Genomic DNA, 20,127 nt, shown 5'->3' with positions numbered 1-20,127 from the left:
CGATAATACGAAGCGCACCAGCAATGCCCTCTGGGTTTCTTGTGAACTGAACCGCAGAGGCATCCGCCAAATACTCTCGCTGACGACTTAGGGCAGCTTTGATTACCGCACCAAAAAACTGACCAATAGAGCCAAGCAACCAAACGGCAAGACCTGCAATGAATATAAGTGCAGCGCCACCATTTTTCTCTCTAGAAGAAGCGCTACCAAAACGCCGCCGATGCCCCCTCATTGAGCCCGCATGCATAAGCATTCGACCGGTCTCGTTGATCATCAACAAACCATGCAAGGTTGCTACGATGCGCACATTCAAACGCATGTCACCATTGAGAATGTGGCTAAATTCATGTGCGACAACGCCTTGTAACTGTTCACGGTTTAACTGTTCAAGCGCACCTTGGCTAACGGCAATTACAGCATCATCAGCGAAAACACCAGCGGCGAAGGCATTAATGCCCAATTCATTGCGCAGGACGTAGACCGGCGGTACAAGCATCTGGGAGGCAAGCGCCATTTCCTCAACAACATTCAAAAGTCTTCGTTCTCGCGACTCCTTTGAATCAGGGGCGATGAGCGAACCACCCAGCATTTCAGCAACAACATGGCCACCTTTTGCCAGTTCACTCCATTTTGACCAAGTCGCGACGCCAATCACCGACGCAATAATAGCCGTAATCATGCCCACTTTACCCCAGCCGAAACGCTCAATGATGATCAGGGCCGCTTGCAACGGAGGCGCATTCGAGACATCAACACGATTTAGCGTTGCGATGTTGCCGAAGTCACTGATCCAAGCGAAAGCAATAAATAATAGATTTGAAAGAAAGATGAGCGTAAGGACGGAAATACAAAACAGAACAACCAGCCGCTTGCTCTGTTTTCGGGCTGAATCTTGAGCCTTATAGAAATTCATTGCTGCTCTTTAAGGCTCCGTGAAGACTAAAAGCTGACTTTTGGTGCCTGTTGAATCTGAGCGCTGTCCTCAAACTCCAAAAGAGAAGCATCGCTTCGAAACCCGAAAGTGGGTGCAAAAAAGTTGTTTGGGAAGCTTTGACGATAAACGTTAAATTGCATCACTGCATCATTGAACGCCTGACGAGAGTACGAAACCCGGTTCTCGGTTGATGTTAACTCTTCAGTTAAATCAGAGATATTTTGATTCGCTTTGAGTTCAGGGTAAGCCTCCACTGCAACATTGAGTGCGCCAAGCGCCGACTTCAACATACCCTCACCAGAAGCAATCTTGCCCAAAGCAGAAGCACTTGCTGGATTTTTAGAGGCTTCTTTCAAGCCCGCTAATGCCGTATTTCGTGCACTAATCACCGCTTCGAGCGTTTCTTTCTCATGAGTCAGATAGGCTTTAGTTGCCTCAACAAGATTAGGAATTAAGTCATATCGCCGCTTGAGCTGCACTTCGATTTGAGAGAATGCATTCTCATACTGATTTTTATACGCCACAAGCAGGTTGTATATGCGGACGATGTAAAACACCACGAATACCAACACTATCCAAGAAATCATCGTCGAGACTTCCATTACTCTTCCTCCATCATAGCCTTATCTAAGATTAGAACAGATTTGAATAATTACTCGGGTGTTTGACAAAAATCTACAGTTTATTGTGTCTGTGGTTATAAGACTTGCGCGTAAGCCCAAGCAAGCCAAGGCATCAAGGCTTCGACGTCAGAGGTATTCACGGTCGCACCACACCAAATTCTCAGGCCATCCGGGGCGTCTCGGTAAGAGCCAATATCAAACGCGACATTTTCGTCGGCCAGCAGCGTAATCATCGCTTTTACTTGTTCCGGGCTCGCATCAACCGTCAAGCAGACACTCGTATTTGAGAGCGTTGCAGGATCTCTCGCTAGAAAGTTAATCCAGTCGTGCTGAGTAACAAAAGCCTGTATCGCAGCCAGATTCGCTTCTGAGCGCGCAATTGCTCCAGTAAGGCCGCCCAGACTATCCACCCAACGCAATGCGTCCAGATAGTCCGCAACGCAGAGCATAGAAGGCGTGTTGATCGTCTCGCCTCTGAAGATCCCTTCGATCAACTTCCCCTTCTTGGTCATTCGGAAGATCTTCGGCAGGGGCCACGCTGGCGTGTATGTCTCGAGTCGTGCCACCGCTCTAGGACTCAGTATCAGCATACCGTGCGCACCCTCTCCCCCGAGTACTTTCTGCCAACTGTAGGTGACAACATCAAGCTTTTCCCAAGGCATCTCCATGGCAAACACCGCCGAGGTGGCATCACAGATCGTTAAACCTTCTCGATCGTCGGCGATCCAATCTGCATTGGGCACTTTTACACCTGCAGTAGTGCCATTCCATGTAAACACGACATCATGATTCGGGTTCGCCTGCGTCATATCCGGCAATACACCGTAATCAGCATGATAGTGATTCACATCTTCAAGCTTGAGTTGATTAAAAATGTCGGCAACCCAAGTAGAACCAAACGACTCCCAAGCAAACACATCAACCGGTCGTGCACCGAGCAACGACCAAAGAGCCATTTCCACGGCGCCTGTATCCGATGCCGGCACGATTCCAACGCGATACCCTTCAGGAAGCCCAAGCAAGCGAGCTGTTTCAGAGCAAGCACGCCCGAGAGCATCTTTACCAATCGCGGCACGATGCGAACGCCCAAGCGTTGAAACATCCAGCTTATTTACATCGTAACCCGGACGCTTACTGCAGGGGCCAGATGAAAAATTAGGGTTAGCGGGCTTAATGCTCGGTTTGTCGAAACCAGTCATGCTCTTACTCCGGATGACGCAAATTGAAGGCTCAAAAATAAGTCGGCAATGCTATCACCGGCTTTATATTAAGTCACTGATAAAACAGCGCTACCAAACCCCGAAATCAAGAGATATAACCAACATAACCCGTGCATACTTTATGTACTGTTTACCTCAACAAAGGCCTTGCTTTAAACTAACGCGCCTAAATTTAATCGACTGATCGATTCACTAACCGATGTATAGGAAAAAACATGTCAGCATATTCAGATAACGATGTCGTCATCGTCGCAGCAAAACGTACCGCAATGGGAAGCTTTGGCGGAAGCCTGAGCACTGTTCCAGCTCCTGAACTGGGTGCCGCCGCGATCAAAGCAAGCATTGAGCAAGCTGGCATCGCAGTAGGAGACATTGATGAAGTCATCATGGGTCATGTTTTACCTGCTGGCGTAGGGCAGGCTCCGGCGCGTCAGGCATCTCTAGGTGCTGGCATTCCAGAAAGCGTTCCGACCACCACAATCAACAAAATGTGTGGCTCTGGTATGAAAGCCGTCATGCAGGCGTTTGATGCTATCAAAGCGGAATCCTGCGAACTAATGGTGGCTGGTGGCCAGGAAAATATGTCGCTTGCGCCTTACATCGTTCCGAAAGCACGCACGGGCTATCGCCTCGGGCATGGCGAATTGCTAGACCATATGTTCTGGGATGGCCTGGAAGACAAATACACCGGTAAGTTGATGGGCAAGTTTGCTGACGAAAACAGTCAGGAAGACGGTCTTACACGAGAAGCGATGGACGAGTACACCTTACGCTCTCTTGAGCGAGCCCAAGCAGCAACCAATGAAGGCTGGTTTAAAGAAGAGATCACGCCATTCAGCGTTAAATCACGCAAAGGTGAAGTCATCTTTGATAAAGATGAGCTTCCTGGACAAGCTCGTCCTGAGAAGATTCCTTCACTACGCCCTGCTTTCGATAAAGACGGTGTTGTTACAGCCGCCAACTCTTCAGCCATCTCTGACGGCGCGGCAGCGGTTGTTCTTTGCTCTGGCAAGGTCGCAAAAGAGAAAGGCCTTAGCCCTCTGGCAGTCATTCGTGCGACCGCATCGCATGCGGAAGCGCCTGCGAAATTCACGCACGCTCCTTGTGGTGCTATGGAGAAGGTACTAAAGAAAACAGGCTGGAGCTCATCAGATGTTGACTTGTTTGAAGTTAACGAAGCATTTGCAATGGTAGCCATGACGGCGATGAACGCACACGACATTCCTGCAGAAAAAATCAACATTCATGGCGGTGCAGTAGCACTGGGCCATCCTGTTGGCGCATCTGGTGCGCGTATTATCGCGACCCTGATCTACGCTCTTAAGAAAGAAGGAAAAACCAAAGGTTTGGCTAGCTTGTGTATCGGTGGCGGTGAAGCGACAGCTGTTACACTAGAGCTTGTCTAGTTAGCGCTTGATCAAAAAACCAGAGTGAACGATGTTTCACTCTGGTTTTTTGTGTTAGAAGACAACAGGTGCTTCGCTTCTTAAACGATGGCATTCACGCCTTTTGTACGATCTCTGACAATTCTTCTCGCGCTTTCTTGAGCGAGGCATCTGCATCGACATTCATTCGATCTGCTGCGATGACTTCGACATGCTCAATGCCTATAAAGCTCGCAACTTGCTTCATATAAGGCACGACAAAATCAACCGCACTGCCTACAGGTGCTCCGCCCGTCGCCACTACAAGATACATAGTGTCGATATTCAACAACCCTTCCGGCCCATTCTCTGTGTACCGAAACGTTTCACCGACGCGACAAATCATATCAACCCATGCCTTCAACGATGCCGGAATACCAAAGTTATACATCGGCGTTGCCACCACTAAAGTATTCGCTTCTTTGAGTTCTGCTAGGAGTGCATCGCTCTGCTCGAGCAAGGCGTTTTGCTCATCACTGCGCTCTTCGGCTGGCGTGTAGAACGCGCCGACATGCGCACCTGTCACCAACGCAATATCATTGTTTGATACGTCGCGCTCAGATACTTTTGCCGCCCCAGCCTTTTCCGTTAATTTCGTGATCAATTCATTTGCCAACATACGACTTGTTGACTGATCACCCTGAACACTTGCCGACAATGAGAGAATATTTAACGACACAATTAACTCCTACCTGTTTCTTAATGATGATGTTGTATCAGCAAGATCTTAATCTCGCGATGCGCTTAAACCATGTGATCTAGTATAAAGATTGCGCTAACGTTTATAAGAAGGTACTTTTGCTCTATATCATCAATTTTTTTGAACAATCATCACGAGCACGCACACATGAATCTAAACAGCCCTATTACGATTGAGGCACTCAAAGTCCTTGATGTGATAGACCGCCGAGGCAGCTATGCAGCGGCAGCCGAGGAACTCGATAAAGTTCCTTCCGCTCTGTCTTATGTGGTTCAAAAGCTCGAAGAACAGCTAGACGTAACCCTCTTTCAAAAACAAGGTCGCCGTGCAGTGCTTACCCCCGCAGGCCGCTACTTGCTTGAGCAGGGGCGAGAACTTTTAAACTCTGTAGAACGCTTGGCAGAACAAACACAGAACATCGCTCGCGGCTATGAAAGCAAACTGCGCATCGCGATCGATACCATTATCAACCGTCCGGCAGTTTATGCCGTCTTAAAGCAATTCTTGGATGAACACCCTCTCATCGAAATTGATGTGCGAGAAGAGGCATTAAACGGCTCTTGGGAGGCATTGATTCAAGATCAAGTAGACCTGCTTATCGGCGGTGTCGAGCCAATCCCTATCAACAAAGGCATTAGAACGGAACCTATTGGCAATCTCGAGTTAGCTTATGTTGTTGCCCCAACCCATCCGCTCGCGAAAAAGAAAGGCCCGTTTTCACCCAAACAACTAGAACATGAGAGACGAGTCGTAACCCATGACTCTGCCCGAGAGTCCGTTAGTTGGTCACGCGGCTTGCACAACTCAAACAAACACTTTTATGTCCCGAACAGTCATAGTAAACGCTTGGCGCAATTATCAGGCATAGGGCTTGGCTTCCTACCAAGACACTTAATTGAAAAAGATTTACAGGAAGGGAGTCTAATTGAGCTTGAGTTAACCGAAAAACACAGCACACCTAGTACACTCTATATAGCCTGGAAAACAGTCAATCGTGGAAAAGGTTTAAAACAGTTACGCGATTTATTTAGTTCAGAACTTACTCTTTAAGGATAAACATGAAGCATCTTAGTCTTGCTCTTATATTGGCATTTTCACTGTTCTCGAGCGCGACTGTTTTGGCAAAATCACTGCCAAATACGCAAAAAATCATTCAGGAAACAGACTTGTTTATGTCCAATCTAGCGAAGGGTGATGCGGAAACAGCGATCAACCTGATATCGATATACCTCGGGATTGATGCGGAGCAGTTTAGCCAGCGAGCCCAAAAAATCATTAGCGACATGAAACGCATTAACGCAAGCGCTGGCAACCCGATAGCGTATGCAAAGCTGGATGAGCAAAGTATAGGCGATCACTTCTTTAAAGCTCGCTACTTACTAAAGTACCAACAAGCCGCCATCGTTTGGGAAATCAATTTTTATCAACCTCAGAATGGTTGGCGTCTGGTAGATATCAGCTTCAATGCCGACATTAATGCCCTATTCAAGGAATAAAGTTCGAGCTTCAGAAAAGCAGCGCTAAGCAAGCAAGTGTTCAAGAATTCCACGCATTTCGTCGGGATTTTTGATCGTTTCACCCGCAACACTCTCTTGCTGATAACTGGCAAGATATTTACTGGCGAGTCGAGAAATCCAGAAACGCAACGCAGCCAGCTCCAAAAATAGCGGCCAGGCCTGTTCATCCTGATCGCTCCAAGCATGTTCTGCTTTATATCCATCTAGTAGTGACGACATAAGGGCCCGATCGTAGCGTCCATCACTCTTCGTCACCCAGTCATTCGCGCACACCGCCAAATCAAACAACAAGCCCTCCGTACAAGCGTGATAAAAATCAATCACTCCTGATACTCGGCCACCTTCAAATAAAACATTGTCTTTGAACAGATCACCGTGCACCGTCCCTTTTGGGCAAGCATCCAGTTGCTGACGATAGTCAGCGTAACGCGCGACACAACGCTCAAGTAGCGCCAAATCGTCTCGCGCGATATGAGAATCCCGCAAAGCGTTCAGCTTCCCTTGCATCCAAGAAAGATCTCTGACCAGAGGGCGATGCCCACCAAACGTGCCAACAGCGTGATGCATTGAACCTAGCCATCGACCGACTTCAAAGCAATTGTTGAGATCCACTTGGTCTTTCGCCTGCCCGCTCAAACAAGGAACAATTAACGCATCTTTACCATGCAGCTGAAAAAGCGCCCTGCCAGAGGAGTCAACCAAAGGCGCGGGCACGCTCAAGCCTTGCTCAGCAAGGTGGCGAGTCAGATCCACAAAAAACGGCAACTCACTAGCTGCCATATTTTCGAAAACCGTCAAGACCCAAGAAGTCACGTCACCGTTTTTCTGAGTATCAAGAAAGTAGTTTGTGTTTTCGATACCTGCACTAATACCCTCAAGCCGAAGACATTTGCCGAGCGAGAATCGCTCAAGAATCGCTGTTAGATCAGCAGCAAGGACGTGGGTAAAAACTGCCATAGGGCTCGATTTCGACTCTAATTATTGATTTTGCTCTTGGCTTTATGCGCGCTGCTTTGCCAGGAAAGCTGTTTACGAAGCTCGCTCTGTCGGAAGTTGCAAACAACGTGCGGCTCGAGAGACGAAATATACCGCTTATCACCCGCGTCCGCATCTTTAGTCGCAACATCAATATCGAGGTTCGCGATCTGCTTATAACAAAGAACCTTAAAATCAGTGGCTGAATTTTCGAAAGGCTCTAGCACGACAGCAGCGCCGGCGTCTGCCAACATAACCTCGGTACCAGGAGGGAAGGCCCCCAACATTAGAATGAAACGATCCACGAACTCGGCATCAAACTGCTTGTCTTTACATTCCCAAAGAATCGACTTCGCATCGCGGATCGATCTGGCTGGCGCATAACTTCGTTCTGAAGTCATAGCGTCAAATGCGTCAGCAATGGATACAAGTCGAGCGAAGAAGGGAATCTCATTGCCTTTAAGCTTCGCCGGATAGCCCTCACCATCTATTTGCTCATGGTGTGACACCACAACTTCTATCAATTCTCGAGATGCGTTGGTCTGCGAAAGCAATATTTTTCGACCCTCGAGCGGGTGCACCCTAATAACTGCGTACTCGGCACTACTCAACGCGCCTTCTTTTTCTAAGATCGCGCTCGGGATCATGATTTTGCCGACATCGCTCAGTAAGGCAGCAAGACCCAGCTCAACAAGCTCCGCACGCTTTAAACCCTGATTCAGTCCAAGGCACATCGATAACGCCGCCGTTCGGAAGGCATGCTCAACAAGATAGGAGGCAGGATTTTTTACTTGGCAGAGGAACATCCAAGCATACATGTTCGTCTCAATGCTAAGAGCACAAGATGCAAGCAGCGCTCTCGTGCTTTCAAGATCCACTTGTTTTCCGATTCGCAGCTGCGCATAAAGCTCATCCACACTTAAGACGAGATCATCCGCTAGCGCATAAGCGCGCCGGATCTCTTTCTCAAACGGAGCATTCACCGTGATGAGCTCCGGATTGTTTTTCCTGAGCCCGAAATCCACACTAAGCTCATGGGATTTATCCTGCGATCCCTCAACTTGATAACTACAGTAGTTATTCTCTCCTAGCACCACCATGCCCTTAAAAGCGATATATTCAATCAAGCGTAGCAAAAGGATGTGCATTCTTTGTCGCAAAAGCGCTTGATTCTGAAAACTTACGTAACAAGTCTGCAATTTTTCACGCAAAAGTATAAAATCGCGCGCCAGAGCACACTTTTAGCCTGAGCAATCCAGATGGAGAGCGTGCAAATTAATACCTGACTAATTTAGTGGGGTATTATATAATCTCGTTTTCGTCGGATGCCGTACTCTCTTTACTAGGCCTTGCCTGTTCAAAAGTAGGCTTTACCGATTTAAGTTTCGTAGAGCTGTCTTAACTCGTTCCGCGAAGCAACCAATACACACGCAACAAAGAGCACTGTCTGGAATGTCTGAATCTGACAAAGCTGTTAAAGACCTTATCAAAAATGAGTACCAGCATGGTTTCGTTACCGATATCGAATCGGAAACGTTTGAGCCTGGTCTAAACGAAGATGTGATACGCCGCCTTTCTGCAAAAAAGAAGGAACCTGAGTGGATGCTCGAGTGGCGTTTAAAGGCGTATCGTGCTTGGCTCGAAATGGATGAACCAGAGTGGGCACATGTTAATTTCCCGAAAATCGATTTTAACGAAATTGCTTATTACTCTGCGCCTAAGTCGAAAGACGACGGTCCGAAAAGTTTGGACGAAGTCGATCCAGAGCTGCTCAAAACCTATGAAAAGCTTGGGATTCCTTTGCACGAAAGAGCGCGCCTTGCCGGCGTAGCGGTTGATGCGGTGTTCGACAGTGTTTCGGTAACAACGACATTCAAAGAAAAGTTAACCGAAGCTGGCGTTATTTTTTGCCCTATTTCCGAGGCGGTGCATAAGCATCCCGAGCTGATCAAGAAATACATCGGCTCAGTGGTTCCTCAAAAAGATAACTTTTATGCAGCGCTCAACTCGGCTGTATTTTCAGACGGTTCATTTGTGTACATACCGAAGGGCGTTCGTTGTCCTTTGGAGCTGTCTACTTACTTCCGAATCAACGAAGCAAAGACCGGCCAATTCGAGCGTACATTGATTATTGCCGATGAAGGCAGCCACGTTAGCTACCTTGAAGGCTGTACCGCACCAATGCGGGATGAGAATCAGCTCCACGCAGCCGTCGTCGAACTCGTGGTGATGGACGATGCGGAGATAAAGTATTCGACAGTACAAAATTGGTATCCCGGCGACGAAGAAGGCCGTGGTGGCATTTATAATTTTGTGACGAAGCGTGGCTCGTGCATTGGACGCAACTCCAAGATTAGTTGGACGCAGGTTGAAACAGGCTCGGCAATTACCTGGAAATACCCGAGTTGTATATTGCGTGGCGAAGGCAGCGTTGGCGAATTTTATTCAGTTGCATTGACCAACAACGCACAGCAGGCCGACACCGGCACTAAAATGATCCACCTTGGCAAAAACACCAAGAGCACAATCATTGCCAAAGGGATTTCAGCAGGAAAAAGTGACAGCAGCTATCGCGGCTTAGTGAAAATCGGCCCCGGTGCGGAGGGTGCTCGCAACTATACACAGTGCGACTCATTGCTCATCGGCGACAAGTGTGGTGCACACACGTTCCCGTATATCGAAAACAAGAACAAGAGCGCCATCGTGGAACATGAAGCAACGACTTCAAAAGTCAGCGATGACCAATTGTTCTTATGTCAGCAGCGCGGGATTGACGCTGAACGTGCAGTTTCCATGATCGTGAATGGTTTCTGTAAGGAGGTGTTTAAAGAGCTTCCTATGGAGTTTGCGGTAGAAGCAACAGCCCTACTCGAAGTTAGCCTCGAAGGCAGCGTCGGCTAAGTAAATGAATGACTTGTGCGTTGCAAATTGGCAGGGCACCAAAGCGGAAAGGTACACATGTTAGAGATTAAAGACTTACAAGCCTCGGTAGAAGACAAGCAAATTCTAAAAGGTCTAAACCTTGAGGTAAAAGCAGGCGAAGTACACGCAATCATGGGTCCAAACGGGAGCGGTAAAAGTACCCTTTCTCAGGTTCTTGCAGGCAACGAAGCTTACGAAGTTACCGGCGGTGCGGCAACGTACAAAGGACAAGACCTTCTTGAGTTATCGATAGAAGAGCGTGCGCGAGAAGGTGTTTTTCTGGCATTCCAATATCCAGTTGAAATCCCAGGCGTCAGTAATCTGCAGTTTTTACGCACCGCCATCAATAATATTCGCCAACATCGCGGTCAGGATGAGATTAACGCGTCGGAATTTATGAAGCTTGCAAAAGAGAAAATCAAGCAAGTGAATCTTGATCCATCGTTCCTGAAACGAGGCGTAAACGAAGGCTTCTCTGGCGGCGAGAAGAAACGCAATGAAATCATGCAAATGCTAATGCTTGAACCTTCGCTAGCCATTCTCGACGAGACCGACTCGGGGCTAGACATCGACGCATTGCGCGTTGTCGCAGATGGCGTTAATGCGCTTCGCTCACCAGAGCGAGCCGTTGTGATGGTGACACACTATCAGCGCCTACTCGACTACATCGTGCCTGACTACGTTCACGTGCTCTCTGGTGGCAAGATTATTAAATCCGGCGGTAAAGAGCTTGCTCTTGAACTGGAAGAGAAAGGCTATGGCTGGTTGGGTATAGACGAAGAAGCAGAGGCTTAATCCATGACGCAGTTTGGTTCTTTAAGCATCCTTGATGAGGCATTGTCGAATGCGCACCCTGAGGTGATTGCATCTATTCAGGCAAGCACACGGGCAACGCTTGCCAGCGCAAATCTTCCAACCCGACAAACGGAGAACTGGAAGTATTCTTATCGCCGTCTTGGTGATTTAAGTAGGCTCAATCGAAGTGAGAAAAGCGACGGCCAATCCCACATCGAAGCCGTAAGCAATGCCGTCGTTATCAACGTTTTCAACGGCATCGTGGATCAATCATCCATTGACGCCGTTTCATTGGATGGTCTCAGCGTTCTACGTTTTGATGCGATCGATGCGGTGCAGGCAAAATTGGTTCAAGAGCATACAGTTGGCCATCAACAAGGCGAACTAGAGCAACTCAACGGCGCTTTGTTTGATGATGCGATTTTTATCGATGTCGCGAAAAACACAGCGCTAACCCAGCCGATACAACTAAACTTTATCCACTCAGGGGCGGGCCTCAGCACGCCTCGTGTGTTTGTACACATGGGACAAAGCGCTCAGGCTACAATCATAGAAGCGCATCAAATCGAGGATATGGAAACCGCATTTGTTTCAAACCAGATGACGGCGCTTGTTTCTTCAAACGCAAAATTAAATTACTTGCGTATGAATCCAATTGCAGATTTCTACAAGCTAGCCACCGCAACACGAGCTATCCTCAAGCGCGATGCTGTATTTGAAAGCGACTCGCTGTGCTTAGGCGCAGGTATGGGGCGACATGATCTGCATGTACTGATGACCGAGCCGGGCGCGCACTGCGAGTTAAACGGCGTGGTTGTCACCAAAGAAAAACAGCATTTTGATAATCATACGAACATCGAACATATCGCCTCCAACTGCACCAGCGAAGAAAACTATCGCTGCATTGCTGATGATAAGTCTCACATTGTTTTCAACGGCAGAATTCATATCCACAAGGATGCCCAGAAAACTCTTGGCGAAATGAACAATCGCAACCTTCTTCTCTCAAACAGTGCCGCAATTGACACAAAGCCAGAGTTAGAGATTTACGCAGACGATGTAAAGTGTGCGCACGGCGCAACGATCGGCCAGCTAAACGAGAAAGAAGTGTACTATTTGAAGACACGTGGTTTGAGCGATGATCAAGCGCGGCAAATGCTAACGCTTGGCTTCGTACTTGAACTTGTTCGTGCCGTCCCTATTGAAGATCTAGCAAAACGCTGGGAAGAGAGCCTTTCTCAACTTCTTAGCTTCCAAGAGAAATAGCGAAGGGTGATTTAATGCGTGCATCAAGCTCATCAGCTTTTGGCGTAAGCGAAAACTCAAGTCTAGCCAACGCTGCGCGACGAGACTTCCCGATCCTGGAACAGAGTATCGGCAAGAATCCGCTTATCTATTTAGATAGTGCTGCGAGCGCTCAAAAACCGAGTGCGGTGATAGACGCGATGACCGCCTATTACCACTCGGACAACGCGAATGTGCATCGTGGCGCCCATACGCTCGGTGATCGAGCGACCGCTTCGTTTGAAGGCGCTCGCGATAAAGTACGCGCTTTTCTCAACGCTCGCGAACGCGAAGAGATCATTTGGACAAAAGGCACCACCGAAGCAATTAATTTGGTCGCCAATGGTTTGGCCGACCGACTAAGCGAAGGCGATGAAATCATCGTTACCCGAATGGAGCATCATGCCAATATTGTACCGTGGCAAATGCTTGCAGAGCGGACTGGTGCGGTCGTCAAAGTTTGGGAAATAAACCAAGCTGGAGAACTCATTTCGAACGGCTTCGAACAGTTACTTAGCGCCAAAACCCGAATCCTTGCATGCACGCACGTGTCTAATGTTCTAGGTACGATAAACCCAGTAAAAGACATGATTGCCAAGGCTAGAGCGGCAGAGGTCATTACTGTGATTGATGGCGCACAGGCGACGCCGCATTTCTCAGTCGATGTACAAGATTTAGATTGTGACTTTTACGCGTTCTCATCGCATAAATTATTCGGCCCAACCGGGATCGGTGTGTTGTATGGGAAGCGAGAACAGCTAGAAGCCATGCCACCCTATCAAGGCGGTGGTGAGATGATCGAACGTGTTAGTTTTGAGGGAACGACCTTCAACAAACTACCTTACAAATTCGAAGCCGGAACACCCGCCATAGGCGAATCTGTTGGCCTTGCGAGCGCCATTGACTACCTGAACGCCCATGATCGACTGGCGCTTGAAAAGCATGAAAACGAGTTGCTTGAAAATGCCTTGCAGCAAATGTCAGGCATCGACGGCATGTCGATGATCGGCACGGCTGAAAACAAAGTGCCTGTCATGTCATTTAAGATAGATGGGCTTCACCCTAGCGATATAGGCATGCTGCTGGATCAACAAGGGATTGGCATTCGCACAGGACACCATTGTGCTATGCCGTTGATGGATTTTTATGGCTTGCCCGGTTGTGCGCGCGCCTCATTCGCGTTCTACAACACACACGAAGAAGTAGACCAATTATTTAAAGCACTCGCTAAAATAAAGCGAATGTTCGCTTAGTTAAGATCTGAGAATCAGTTATGAGTATTGCGACATTTGAGCCAAATCAATCTGTTTCGTTTTCTGAAGCAGCTTGCACACACATCGCTAAAGAAATCGAGAAAAGCGGCGGAGACAAACTTTTTCGCCTCTACCTCCAAACGAGCGGTTGCTCAGGCTATATGTACGAGACAGAGCTTGTTGATACGCCGGCCGAAGGAGATGTTCAGTTTGAACAGCATGGTGTCAGCGTCTCAGTCCCAGCTAAAGACTTAGCCGTTCTGGCAGGTACTGAAGTCGACTTTATCAAAGTTGGCTTGAACAGCATGTTCCAATTCAGAAACCCTAACGTGACAGGCGAATGCGGTTGTGGCGAGAGCTTTTCCGTAACAGAGGAAGCGTAATTAATGGCTGAACGCGAAGTAGTAGTGACAAAACGCGAAATAGCCGCGCGCATTGTTCCTGCAGGCACAGAAATCTCCATTCCAAAAGACACCTTTGTCACCATCACCCAATCTTTGGGTGGCACCTTTACCGTCTCTGTAAATGGCAATCTTGCCCGAATTGAAGGCCGCGATGCCGACGCATTAGGCAAAACGGTCGTCTATGAAGAGGTGGCAGCACCAGAAGACGGCTCGGTCAGTGAAGAGCAGGTATGGGCCGCTCTAAACCAAGTATACGACCCAGAAATCCCAGTTAGCGTTGTAGAGCTTGGACTGATCTACAATTGTAAGGTCAAACAAAATGAGCAAGACGCAAGCAAGTATGACGTGTTCATCACGATGACATTAACGGCGCCGGGTTGCGGCATGGGCCCCGTTATCGTCGATGATGTGCGTCATTATGTGGCTCGAGTGCCAAATGTCAGTCGCGTAGAGGTAGATTTGGTTTTTGACCCTCCTTGGAATAACGACATGCTATCGGACGAAGCAAAATTGGAACTAGGACTTTTATAAGCATGAGCCTCCCTACTCTCGAAACATTTAAAGCAAACCCTTTAGGTTCAACAACGACCATCGAAGACGTGATTGATGCCTTTGAGTTCTTAGATGACTGGGAGGAGCGCTACGGCTACATCATTGACCTTGGCAAATCATTGCCTGAGTTTCCGGACTCACAGCGAGTCGAAGAAAATTATGTGCACGGATGTCAAAGCCAAGTGTGGCTAATCCATCACTATGATGCAGAAAGCAAAAAGCTGTATCTCATGATTGATAGCGATGCGATCATCGTTAAAGGGCTCGCTGCGATCGTGTTAGCAACACTAAATGCAAAAACCCCCCAAGATATTCTATCCATGGATGTCGAAGCCAGCTTTGAGAAGATAGATCTCATGCGACATATTAGCCCATCGAGAGGTAATGGACTCAGAGCCATGCTGGAACTGATCAAACAAGCGGCTGAAAAATACCAATAGCCGTTCCTAGGCAAGGAGTAGGTGACTAGAATGATCGATAAGGATTCAATTCATCACTCCTCATCCGCGAAAGCGGAGTCCTCACACCACGCCCCCTATCCTGCTGAACAGACCGCCCCGCTAATTGAAAACGTCTTCAGCGATGCTGAGTCGTACTTTAAAGCGCTCAAGCACTGCATGGAGCATGCGCGATTTCAAATCGACATGGAGGTGTATATTTACGAATCCAAGCACCTAGGCAAGCACGTTTCTGAGGCACTAAAGCACGCAGCTCAACGAGGTCTTACTGTAAGACTTCTCACAGATGGCTACGGGATCAGTCACGACTTTGAGAGCACAGCCCGCGATCTGGTTGCCCACGGCGTCGATGTGCGTATCCACAAACCGCTGCCATGGAATCTGGAACATTGGCGCTATTCTGTCACGCACACACACGGCCTCCGAAAATGGTTCTTTCTCTTACTGGCTATCAACAAACGCAATCATAGAAAAACAATCGTCATAGACCACCAACACTTGTTCATGGGCAGCATCAATGTGAGCAACAGCCATCTGCATACAGATCATGGCGGTCAAAATTGGCGCGATACTGCGCTACATGTTCAGGGGGCTTCACTAAAACCGATTGAGCAGGCCTTTGAGGCCAGTTGGAACTACTCGAAGCGAAAAGTAAGGCGGGTCATTTCAAAAAAAGCGATGAACTCCAATTTCTTGCTCAACTACACCCGCACTTTACGGAATCATCATGATCATCTTTTACTGTCAAAAATATGGGGAGCAAAACAGCGAATACTCATCACTAATGCTTACTTCGTACCAGAGAATACACTACTCCGCGCCTTAGTCGGTGCCGCCAAAAAAGGCGTTCGCGTTAGCATTATTTTGCCCGAAGAATCAGATGTATTCTTTATGCCTTGGGTGGCGGCATACTTTTATCGCGTTCTATTAAGCGCAGGCGCAAAAATATACGAATACACTCCTGCCATGTTACACGCAAAGACGATTGTCATAGATGATTGGTGCACGATCGGCTCGAGCAACTTAAATCACCGAAGTTTCCGGCACGATCTTGAAGTCGATTACATTGTTCAAACGGACGATGCACGCGCGCAATTATTGCAAGATTTTGAGTCCGATATTGCGCAGTCAACGGAACAAAGGCTGGAAGATTTAGGCAAGAAGAAAACGTGGCGCTTGTTACTCGGAGCGGTGATCCTACTCTTATTCGGTCGCTGGCTTTAGCGCACTCGCCGCCCAAAGACACACATTTAACTACCAAATAATCAACACATCATCCTGCTGAATGTTTACCCGTCCCGGATCAATATTGACCGTACCGCTGGCAAAGTTCGGATGCACCTGCGAGACCGTTAATACGGTCTTGGTATTGTTCAACTCGATCCCCGTTCGCTGAAAAGCATCATGATAATTATAGCTACGATAAACACTCAGTTTATCCCCGGGTTTTAGACCTGAACTCGCGCCGGAACCAAAGTGCAAGATTTTCCCATCAACACGCGCAATACGCGTCATAAACGGCTGACAACGCAGCTGTTGATCGAGAGAGTAAGCCATATCATCGAGCAAAGCGGCAACCGCTTGCCCATAACCCATTTTCCAGAACACTTGAGAACCAAAGCCAACCTGCTCTTCGATACCGACTGTCCAGGCGCCTTCGGTCGCAAAATTGCTCTGCCAAATTAATTCTCCACTCAAGCCATCATGAACAAACAGATCAACCGAAAACCGTCGACGCTCATTCGCCTGAGCAAAAAATTTAATGCTACGCCTCCACAATGACGTGGAATAGGCTTTCGGGTTAACCAAGCCAAGATCTCTTACCACACCAGAAACGACGAACTGAACATTCAATTGTTTCGCATACGTCATGGCTTGAGTCAGCATACGCTGCCCATCCAAAGAGGTAGGCGCATTATACGCATCCGCAAACGGTGCATCGTAACCGCGTTCAAACAACACCATTGACTCATGCGCAGACAAAGACTCCGCCAACGCACTCGTGAGACCATGCTCTATTCCATTCAAGCCACCAATACTCGCCTGCCCTGGAACCTGAAGATTAAAACCGAGAAGTGCCAGTGATTTCTTATACTTTCCTGCATCTGATCCTGGACACTCTGGAACGCGCTCTAGATCAGCAGCATAGCGAATACTGATCGTCTCTTCGTTTACGTTTTCTTCAAGAATTTGTTCGCGCCGAACACTAACCTGACTATCGGCGTTCAATTCATCACTCACTAAAACGCCATTTTTCAACGATTGATGGCTCGACAAACGAACACCAAACTCAAGCATGGCTTGACGCAATGCGTCTAGACGCGCCGCCTCTCGGGCCTCCGCGTAACTGACATCTTTGGTTGAGGCAGAGCCAGTCACTTCGATCCACTCGGAATGCGCAGAAAAACTCGCAGCAAACATAACCGCAATGAGACATAAAAATGACAGCATAGGTTTCATGGCGCGCCTCCTAATTCAAGTGATATTGTCGACTCATCGGAGCTCGACTAACACGACTGGGCGAGCCAGCCTCTGGTATCGGACGAATACAATCGGCACTCGCTTTGAAACTATTGACGTTGTTTATGCAATCGATGAAGTTACCCGGCAGGGACAATTCAAGTACCGTTTCAATACCCGTCTTTTCATTTTCGACAATCGACACCACTCGAGCCCCACGAATTACCGTCTCGATTTGTGTGGAATAACTGTCGCTTTGCAGCTCAAAATCGGTCACCGACGAGCTTCCCGCGAGCGAAAGCCCATAAACGCGTTCAGCAAGATTTCGGTATGCATCAAGCTTTGAAGCCCGAATCGCCAGCAGACGCTTCGGATCGGCCTTACCATCCTCGGTTGCCTGATAAAATGCATAGCCGGTTGCCTGAAGAGTAACAGGCGGCTTTGCTTCAACCCCCTCCTCTTCCGACTCGGCTAACAATGGAAAAGGCCAAAGAAAAGCAAGCGCAACGATCATGAACGAAAAGTATCTGTACCTAGACATTAAGAAAACTCCGAATCTTGACGCGATATGATGCTCACTCCAAACGGCACGTCAGAGGGCGATCATCGACTTAAGTATCCAGTGGTGATTCAAATTCCATGCCACCAATTTTAGGAGAAGCCTTGCCGCTTTATAGCCCGCAAAACCGGGCACATCTCAAAAGGTAATTGCGAATTCGTGACGCAGATGTCTTTGTACTCGACAACATTTAGATACAATCTGCAGAGTTGATCGTTTTTTCAGAATTACTTGGAAGTCATCCTATATGCAAACCGGATTTGTCAGAGGTCTATTTTTCTTCCTCAGCCTCTGTATCGGTGCACAAGCCTTCGCAGGCTATCGCACAATGCTCGACCCCCGCTCAATGGCAATGGGTGGCACTGGCGCCGCTGCTGCAACCAAATTCAACGCGTCTTACCATAACCCCGCACTGATTGCTTTTAACAGAGGGAGCAACCCAGACAGATTATTCGCTAGCGCATCGTTCGGTGCTCGAGAGCTATACAACACCGACTGGGATAACAACCTTCTCGAATTTCAAGATAGCAACGTCGTTGAGGATTATGACAATAACGCTACAGCAGATAACGCTATACGGGTTCGAGAAAGCTTACGAGACCTGAATATGGAGAGTTATCGAAAAGACGAAACCTCGTTATTCAGCCTCTTAATTGATACTGACCCGGTCACGCTCAATTTTTATACCCGAAGGGATATTCGCGAAATGACCGTGATTCGAAATCGAGACGAAGCCTTACTTGGAGAGCTAATCTATGAGGCGAATAATGGTATCTCGAGAGTCGGCAGCTTAGAGGACTCAATGGTCTCGACGGTCGATAACACCTACGTTGATATCAGCGAGTTTGGTGTCACCGTCGCAACAACGAACGTCATCTCTTACAACATGCCAATATCGTGGGGATTCACGCCCAAGCTAATGGAGATACGTGGCTCTCATCGCGGAGAACGCGTCTTAGATTACGATCCTGAGAATCCGCCAGATAAACGCGTTAGCAATGACTTTCTAGAGTGGAACGTCGATCTTGGCTTCTCAATGCTGATGACTGAGTCGTTTATGCGCGAAGAGCTTGGTATGTCTGGCCCACTTCTGGATGGAGAATGGATCTTCTCGCTTGTTGGCATGAACATGATACCAACCGACTTTACGCCTTATCATCCCGTGGGCAACTTCTTTATAACCTACCCAGGAACAGCGCGCGCTGTGCAGGCGCTTTACCAGTTTGGTGTGGCGCATTACCGCCAGAACTATATGCTCACGATGGATATCGATCTCACCGAAAACGAAGTTTATGACTTTGAAGGTTTGACGCGCTTCTTAAGCATGGGCGGAGAGTACTATTTGCGCGACGACTTTCATCTAAGAGCAGGCATGCGATTTAACTTAGCGCAGACTTCAGAAGCGGCAAAAGACAAAGCCATCCTAACTGGCGGCTTTATGTACCAACCTCATGGCTTGAGCATCGAAGCTGCCGCAATGGTGAACGAAGTTGAACTCGGCGGTACCATTGGTATTGGTTATGCGTTTTAGCTAAGCTAGGCGCATGCTTCAGCCAACACACTTTCCTTTTATCGACACCCCCGGCACCGTATATGTGGTCGGTGGCGCTGTGCGAGATGAACTACTCAATACACCGATAAAAGACCATGACTGGGTGATCGTCGGCGCAACGCCGGAGCAGATGACGAAAGCCGGCTACCAACAGGTTGGCGCAGACTTCCCTGTATTCCTCCACCCCGAGACAAAAGAAGAATATGCACTCGCGCGTACCGAACGCAAACGAGGTCGGGGCTATCACGGTTTCGTTTGTGACTTTGATAGCAGCGTTACCCTCGAGCAAGACCTGGAGCGCCGCGATCTGACCATCAATGCAATGGCACGCTCTAAAAACGGGGAATTGATTGACCCATTCTGCGGCAAAGCTGATCTAGAAGCCCGAATCCTGCGCCATGTTTCACCCGCCTTCATGGAAGACCCCCTACGCATTCTGCGCATTGCGCGTTTCAGCGCACGTTTTGCCCCTCTGGGTTTTTCTATCGCGCCAGA

Annotated in this window: 20 protein-coding genes and 1 pseudogene; 13 read left to right on the top strand and 8 right to left on the bottom strand. The window is 48.2% G+C overall.

Going from position 1 to position 20,127, the window contains the following annotated elements; genetic code table 11:
• The 3 genes from A3750_RS06680 to A3750_RS06670 form a co-directional block, all read right to left on the bottom strand.
• Window positions 1-913: M48 family metalloprotease (locus tag A3750_RS06680; RefSeq protein WP_156498463.1), on the bottom strand; the 913-nt coding region annotated here is incomplete at its 3' end.
• Window positions 914-939: 26 nt separating this feature from the next.
• The gene (locus A3750_RS06675; protein WP_068454810.1) at window positions 940-1,536 is read right to left on the bottom strand and encodes a LemA family protein; all 597 of its coding nucleotides are present in this window, start codon (window positions 1,534-1,536) and stop codon (window positions 940-942) included.
• A 95-nt stretch (window positions 1,537-1,631) separates the two neighbouring features.
• A complete protein-coding gene (locus A3750_RS06670) occupies window positions 1,632-2,756 on the bottom strand; it encodes a phosphoserine transaminase (RefSeq protein WP_068454807.1) in 1,125 nt (374 codons plus the stop codon).
• Window positions 2,757-2,992: 236 nt separating this feature from the next.
• On the opposite strand from A3750_RS06670, the gene A3750_RS06665 reads away from it, so the two are divergent.
• Window positions 2,993-4,183 carry a thiolase family protein gene (locus A3750_RS06665; protein WP_068454803.1) on the top strand — a complete coding sequence of 397 codons (1,191 nt, stop codon included), beginning with the start codon at window positions 2,993-2,995 and terminating at the stop codon, window positions 4,181-4,183.
• 94 nt (window positions 4,184-4,277) lie between these two features.
• On the opposite strand, the gene A3750_RS06660 is transcribed toward A3750_RS06665, so the two are convergent.
• Window positions 4,278-4,880: an FMN-dependent NADH-azoreductase gene (locus tag A3750_RS06660; RefSeq protein ID WP_156492352.1), complete on the bottom strand. Its 603-nt coding sequence runs from the start codon at window positions 4,878-4,880 to the stop codon at window positions 4,278-4,280.
• Between the two features lie 168 nt (window positions 4,881-5,048).
• Between A3750_RS06660 and A3750_RS06655 the strand changes: the two genes are divergently transcribed.
• Both A3750_RS06655 and A3750_RS06650 read left to right on the top strand, forming a co-directional pair.
• On the top strand, window positions 5,049-5,951 hold the full coding sequence (locus A3750_RS06655) for a LysR substrate-binding domain-containing protein (protein WP_068454800.1): 903 nt from the start codon (window positions 5,049-5,051) through the stop codon (window positions 5,949-5,951).
• Between the two features lie 8 nt (window positions 5,952-5,959).
• Window positions 5,960-6,397, top strand: a complete 438-nt coding sequence (locus A3750_RS06650; RefSeq protein WP_068454797.1) for a hypothetical protein — start codon at window positions 5,960-5,962, stop codon at window positions 6,395-6,397.
• A gap of 24 nt (window positions 6,398-6,421) precedes the next feature.
• Here the strand turns inward: A3750_RS06650 and A3750_RS06645 are convergent, their stop codons facing one another.
• Window positions 6,422-7,375, bottom strand: a complete 954-nt coding sequence (locus tag A3750_RS06645) for a homoserine kinase (RefSeq protein ID WP_068454794.1) — start codon at window positions 7,373-7,375, stop codon at window positions 6,422-6,424.
• Between the two features lie 17 nt (window positions 7,376-7,392).
• Complete coding sequence (locus A3750_RS06640; protein WP_068454791.1) at window positions 7,393-8,541, bottom strand: HD-GYP domain-containing protein; 1,149 nt, start codon at window positions 8,539-8,541, stop codon at window positions 7,393-7,395.
• A gap of 304 nt (window positions 8,542-8,845) precedes the next feature.
• Here A3750_RS06640 and sufB point away from each other — a divergent pair, with 304 nt between their 5' ends.
• The 8 genes from sufB to A3750_RS06600 are packed head-to-tail and all read left to right on the top strand — an operon-like array spanning window position 8,846 to window position 16,285.
• Window positions 8,846-10,294, top strand: a complete 1,449-nt coding sequence (gene sufB / locus A3750_RS06635; protein ID WP_068454786.1) for a Fe-S cluster assembly protein SufB — start codon at window positions 8,846-8,848, stop codon at window positions 10,292-10,294.
• Window positions 10,295-10,351: 57 nt separating this feature from the next.
• Window positions 10,352-11,110, top strand: coding sequence for a Fe-S cluster assembly ATPase SufC (sufC, locus tag A3750_RS06630; protein ID WP_068454782.1), 759 nt, complete (start codon window positions 10,352-10,354; stop codon window positions 11,108-11,110).
• 3 nt (window positions 11,111-11,113) lie between these two features.
• Window positions 11,114-12,376, top strand: a complete 1,263-nt coding sequence (sufD, locus tag A3750_RS06625; RefSeq protein WP_068454779.1) for a Fe-S cluster assembly protein SufD — start codon at window positions 11,114-11,116, stop codon at window positions 12,374-12,376.
• 14 nt (window positions 12,377-12,390) lie between these two features.
• A complete protein-coding gene (locus A3750_RS06620) occupies window positions 12,391-13,647 on the top strand; it encodes an aminotransferase class V-fold PLP-dependent enzyme (protein WP_068454776.1) in 1,257 nt (418 codons plus the stop codon).
• A 20-nt stretch (window positions 13,648-13,667) separates the two neighbouring features.
• On the top strand, window positions 13,668-14,030 hold the full coding sequence (locus tag A3750_RS06615; RefSeq protein ID WP_068454773.1) for an iron-sulfur cluster assembly accessory protein: 363 nt from the start codon (window positions 13,668-13,670) through the stop codon (window positions 14,028-14,030).
• 3 nt (window positions 14,031-14,033) lie between these two features.
• Window positions 14,034-14,582, top strand: a complete 549-nt coding sequence (sufT, locus tag A3750_RS06610) for a putative Fe-S cluster assembly protein SufT (protein ID WP_068454770.1) — start codon at window positions 14,034-14,036, stop codon at window positions 14,580-14,582.
• Between the two features lie 2 nt (window positions 14,583-14,584).
• The gene (locus A3750_RS06605; RefSeq protein WP_068454767.1) at window positions 14,585-15,043 is read left to right on the top strand and encodes a SufE family protein; all 459 of its coding nucleotides are present in this window, start codon (window positions 14,585-14,587) and stop codon (window positions 15,041-15,043) included.
• Window positions 15,044-15,073: 30 nt separating this feature from the next.
• On the top strand, window positions 15,074-16,285 hold the full coding sequence (locus tag A3750_RS06600) for a phosphatidylserine/phosphatidylglycerophosphate/cardiolipin synthase family protein (protein ID WP_068454764.1): 1,212 nt from the start codon (window positions 15,074-15,076) through the stop codon (window positions 16,283-16,285).
• Window positions 16,286-16,315: 30 nt separating this feature from the next.
• On the opposite strand, the gene A3750_RS06595 is transcribed toward A3750_RS06600, so the two are convergent.
• Window positions 16,316-17,521 (bottom strand): flagellar assembly protein T N-terminal domain-containing protein, encoded by a 1,206-nt coding sequence (locus tag A3750_RS06595; RefSeq protein WP_068454761.1) that lies wholly within the window; start codon window positions 17,519-17,521, stop codon window positions 16,316-16,318.
• 10 nt (window positions 17,522-17,531) lie between these two features.
• The gene (locus tag A3750_RS06590) at window positions 17,532-18,062 is read right to left on the bottom strand and encodes an LPP20 family lipoprotein (protein WP_082863145.1); all 531 of its coding nucleotides are present in this window, start codon (window positions 18,060-18,062) and stop codon (window positions 17,532-17,534) included.
• A gap of 265 nt (window positions 18,063-18,327) precedes the next feature.
• On the opposite strand from A3750_RS06590, the gene traF reads away from it, so the two are divergent.
• Window positions 18,328-19,611 carry a conjugal transfer protein TraF gene (traF, locus tag A3750_RS06585; RefSeq protein ID WP_068454755.1) on the top strand — a complete coding sequence of 428 codons (1,284 nt, stop codon included), beginning with the start codon at window positions 18,328-18,330 and terminating at the stop codon, window positions 19,609-19,611.
• A gap of 13 nt (window positions 19,612-19,624) precedes the next feature.
• Window positions 19,625-20,127: pseudogene (cca, locus tag A3750_RS06580) on the top strand (multifunctional CCA tRNA nucleotidyl transferase/2'3'-cyclic phosphodiesterase/2'nucleotidase/phosphatase); the annotation flags it as partial.

Source organism: Oleiphilus sp. HI0079, from assembly GCF_001635105.1.
This window is presented reverse-complemented; position numbering and strand designations above follow the sequence as displayed.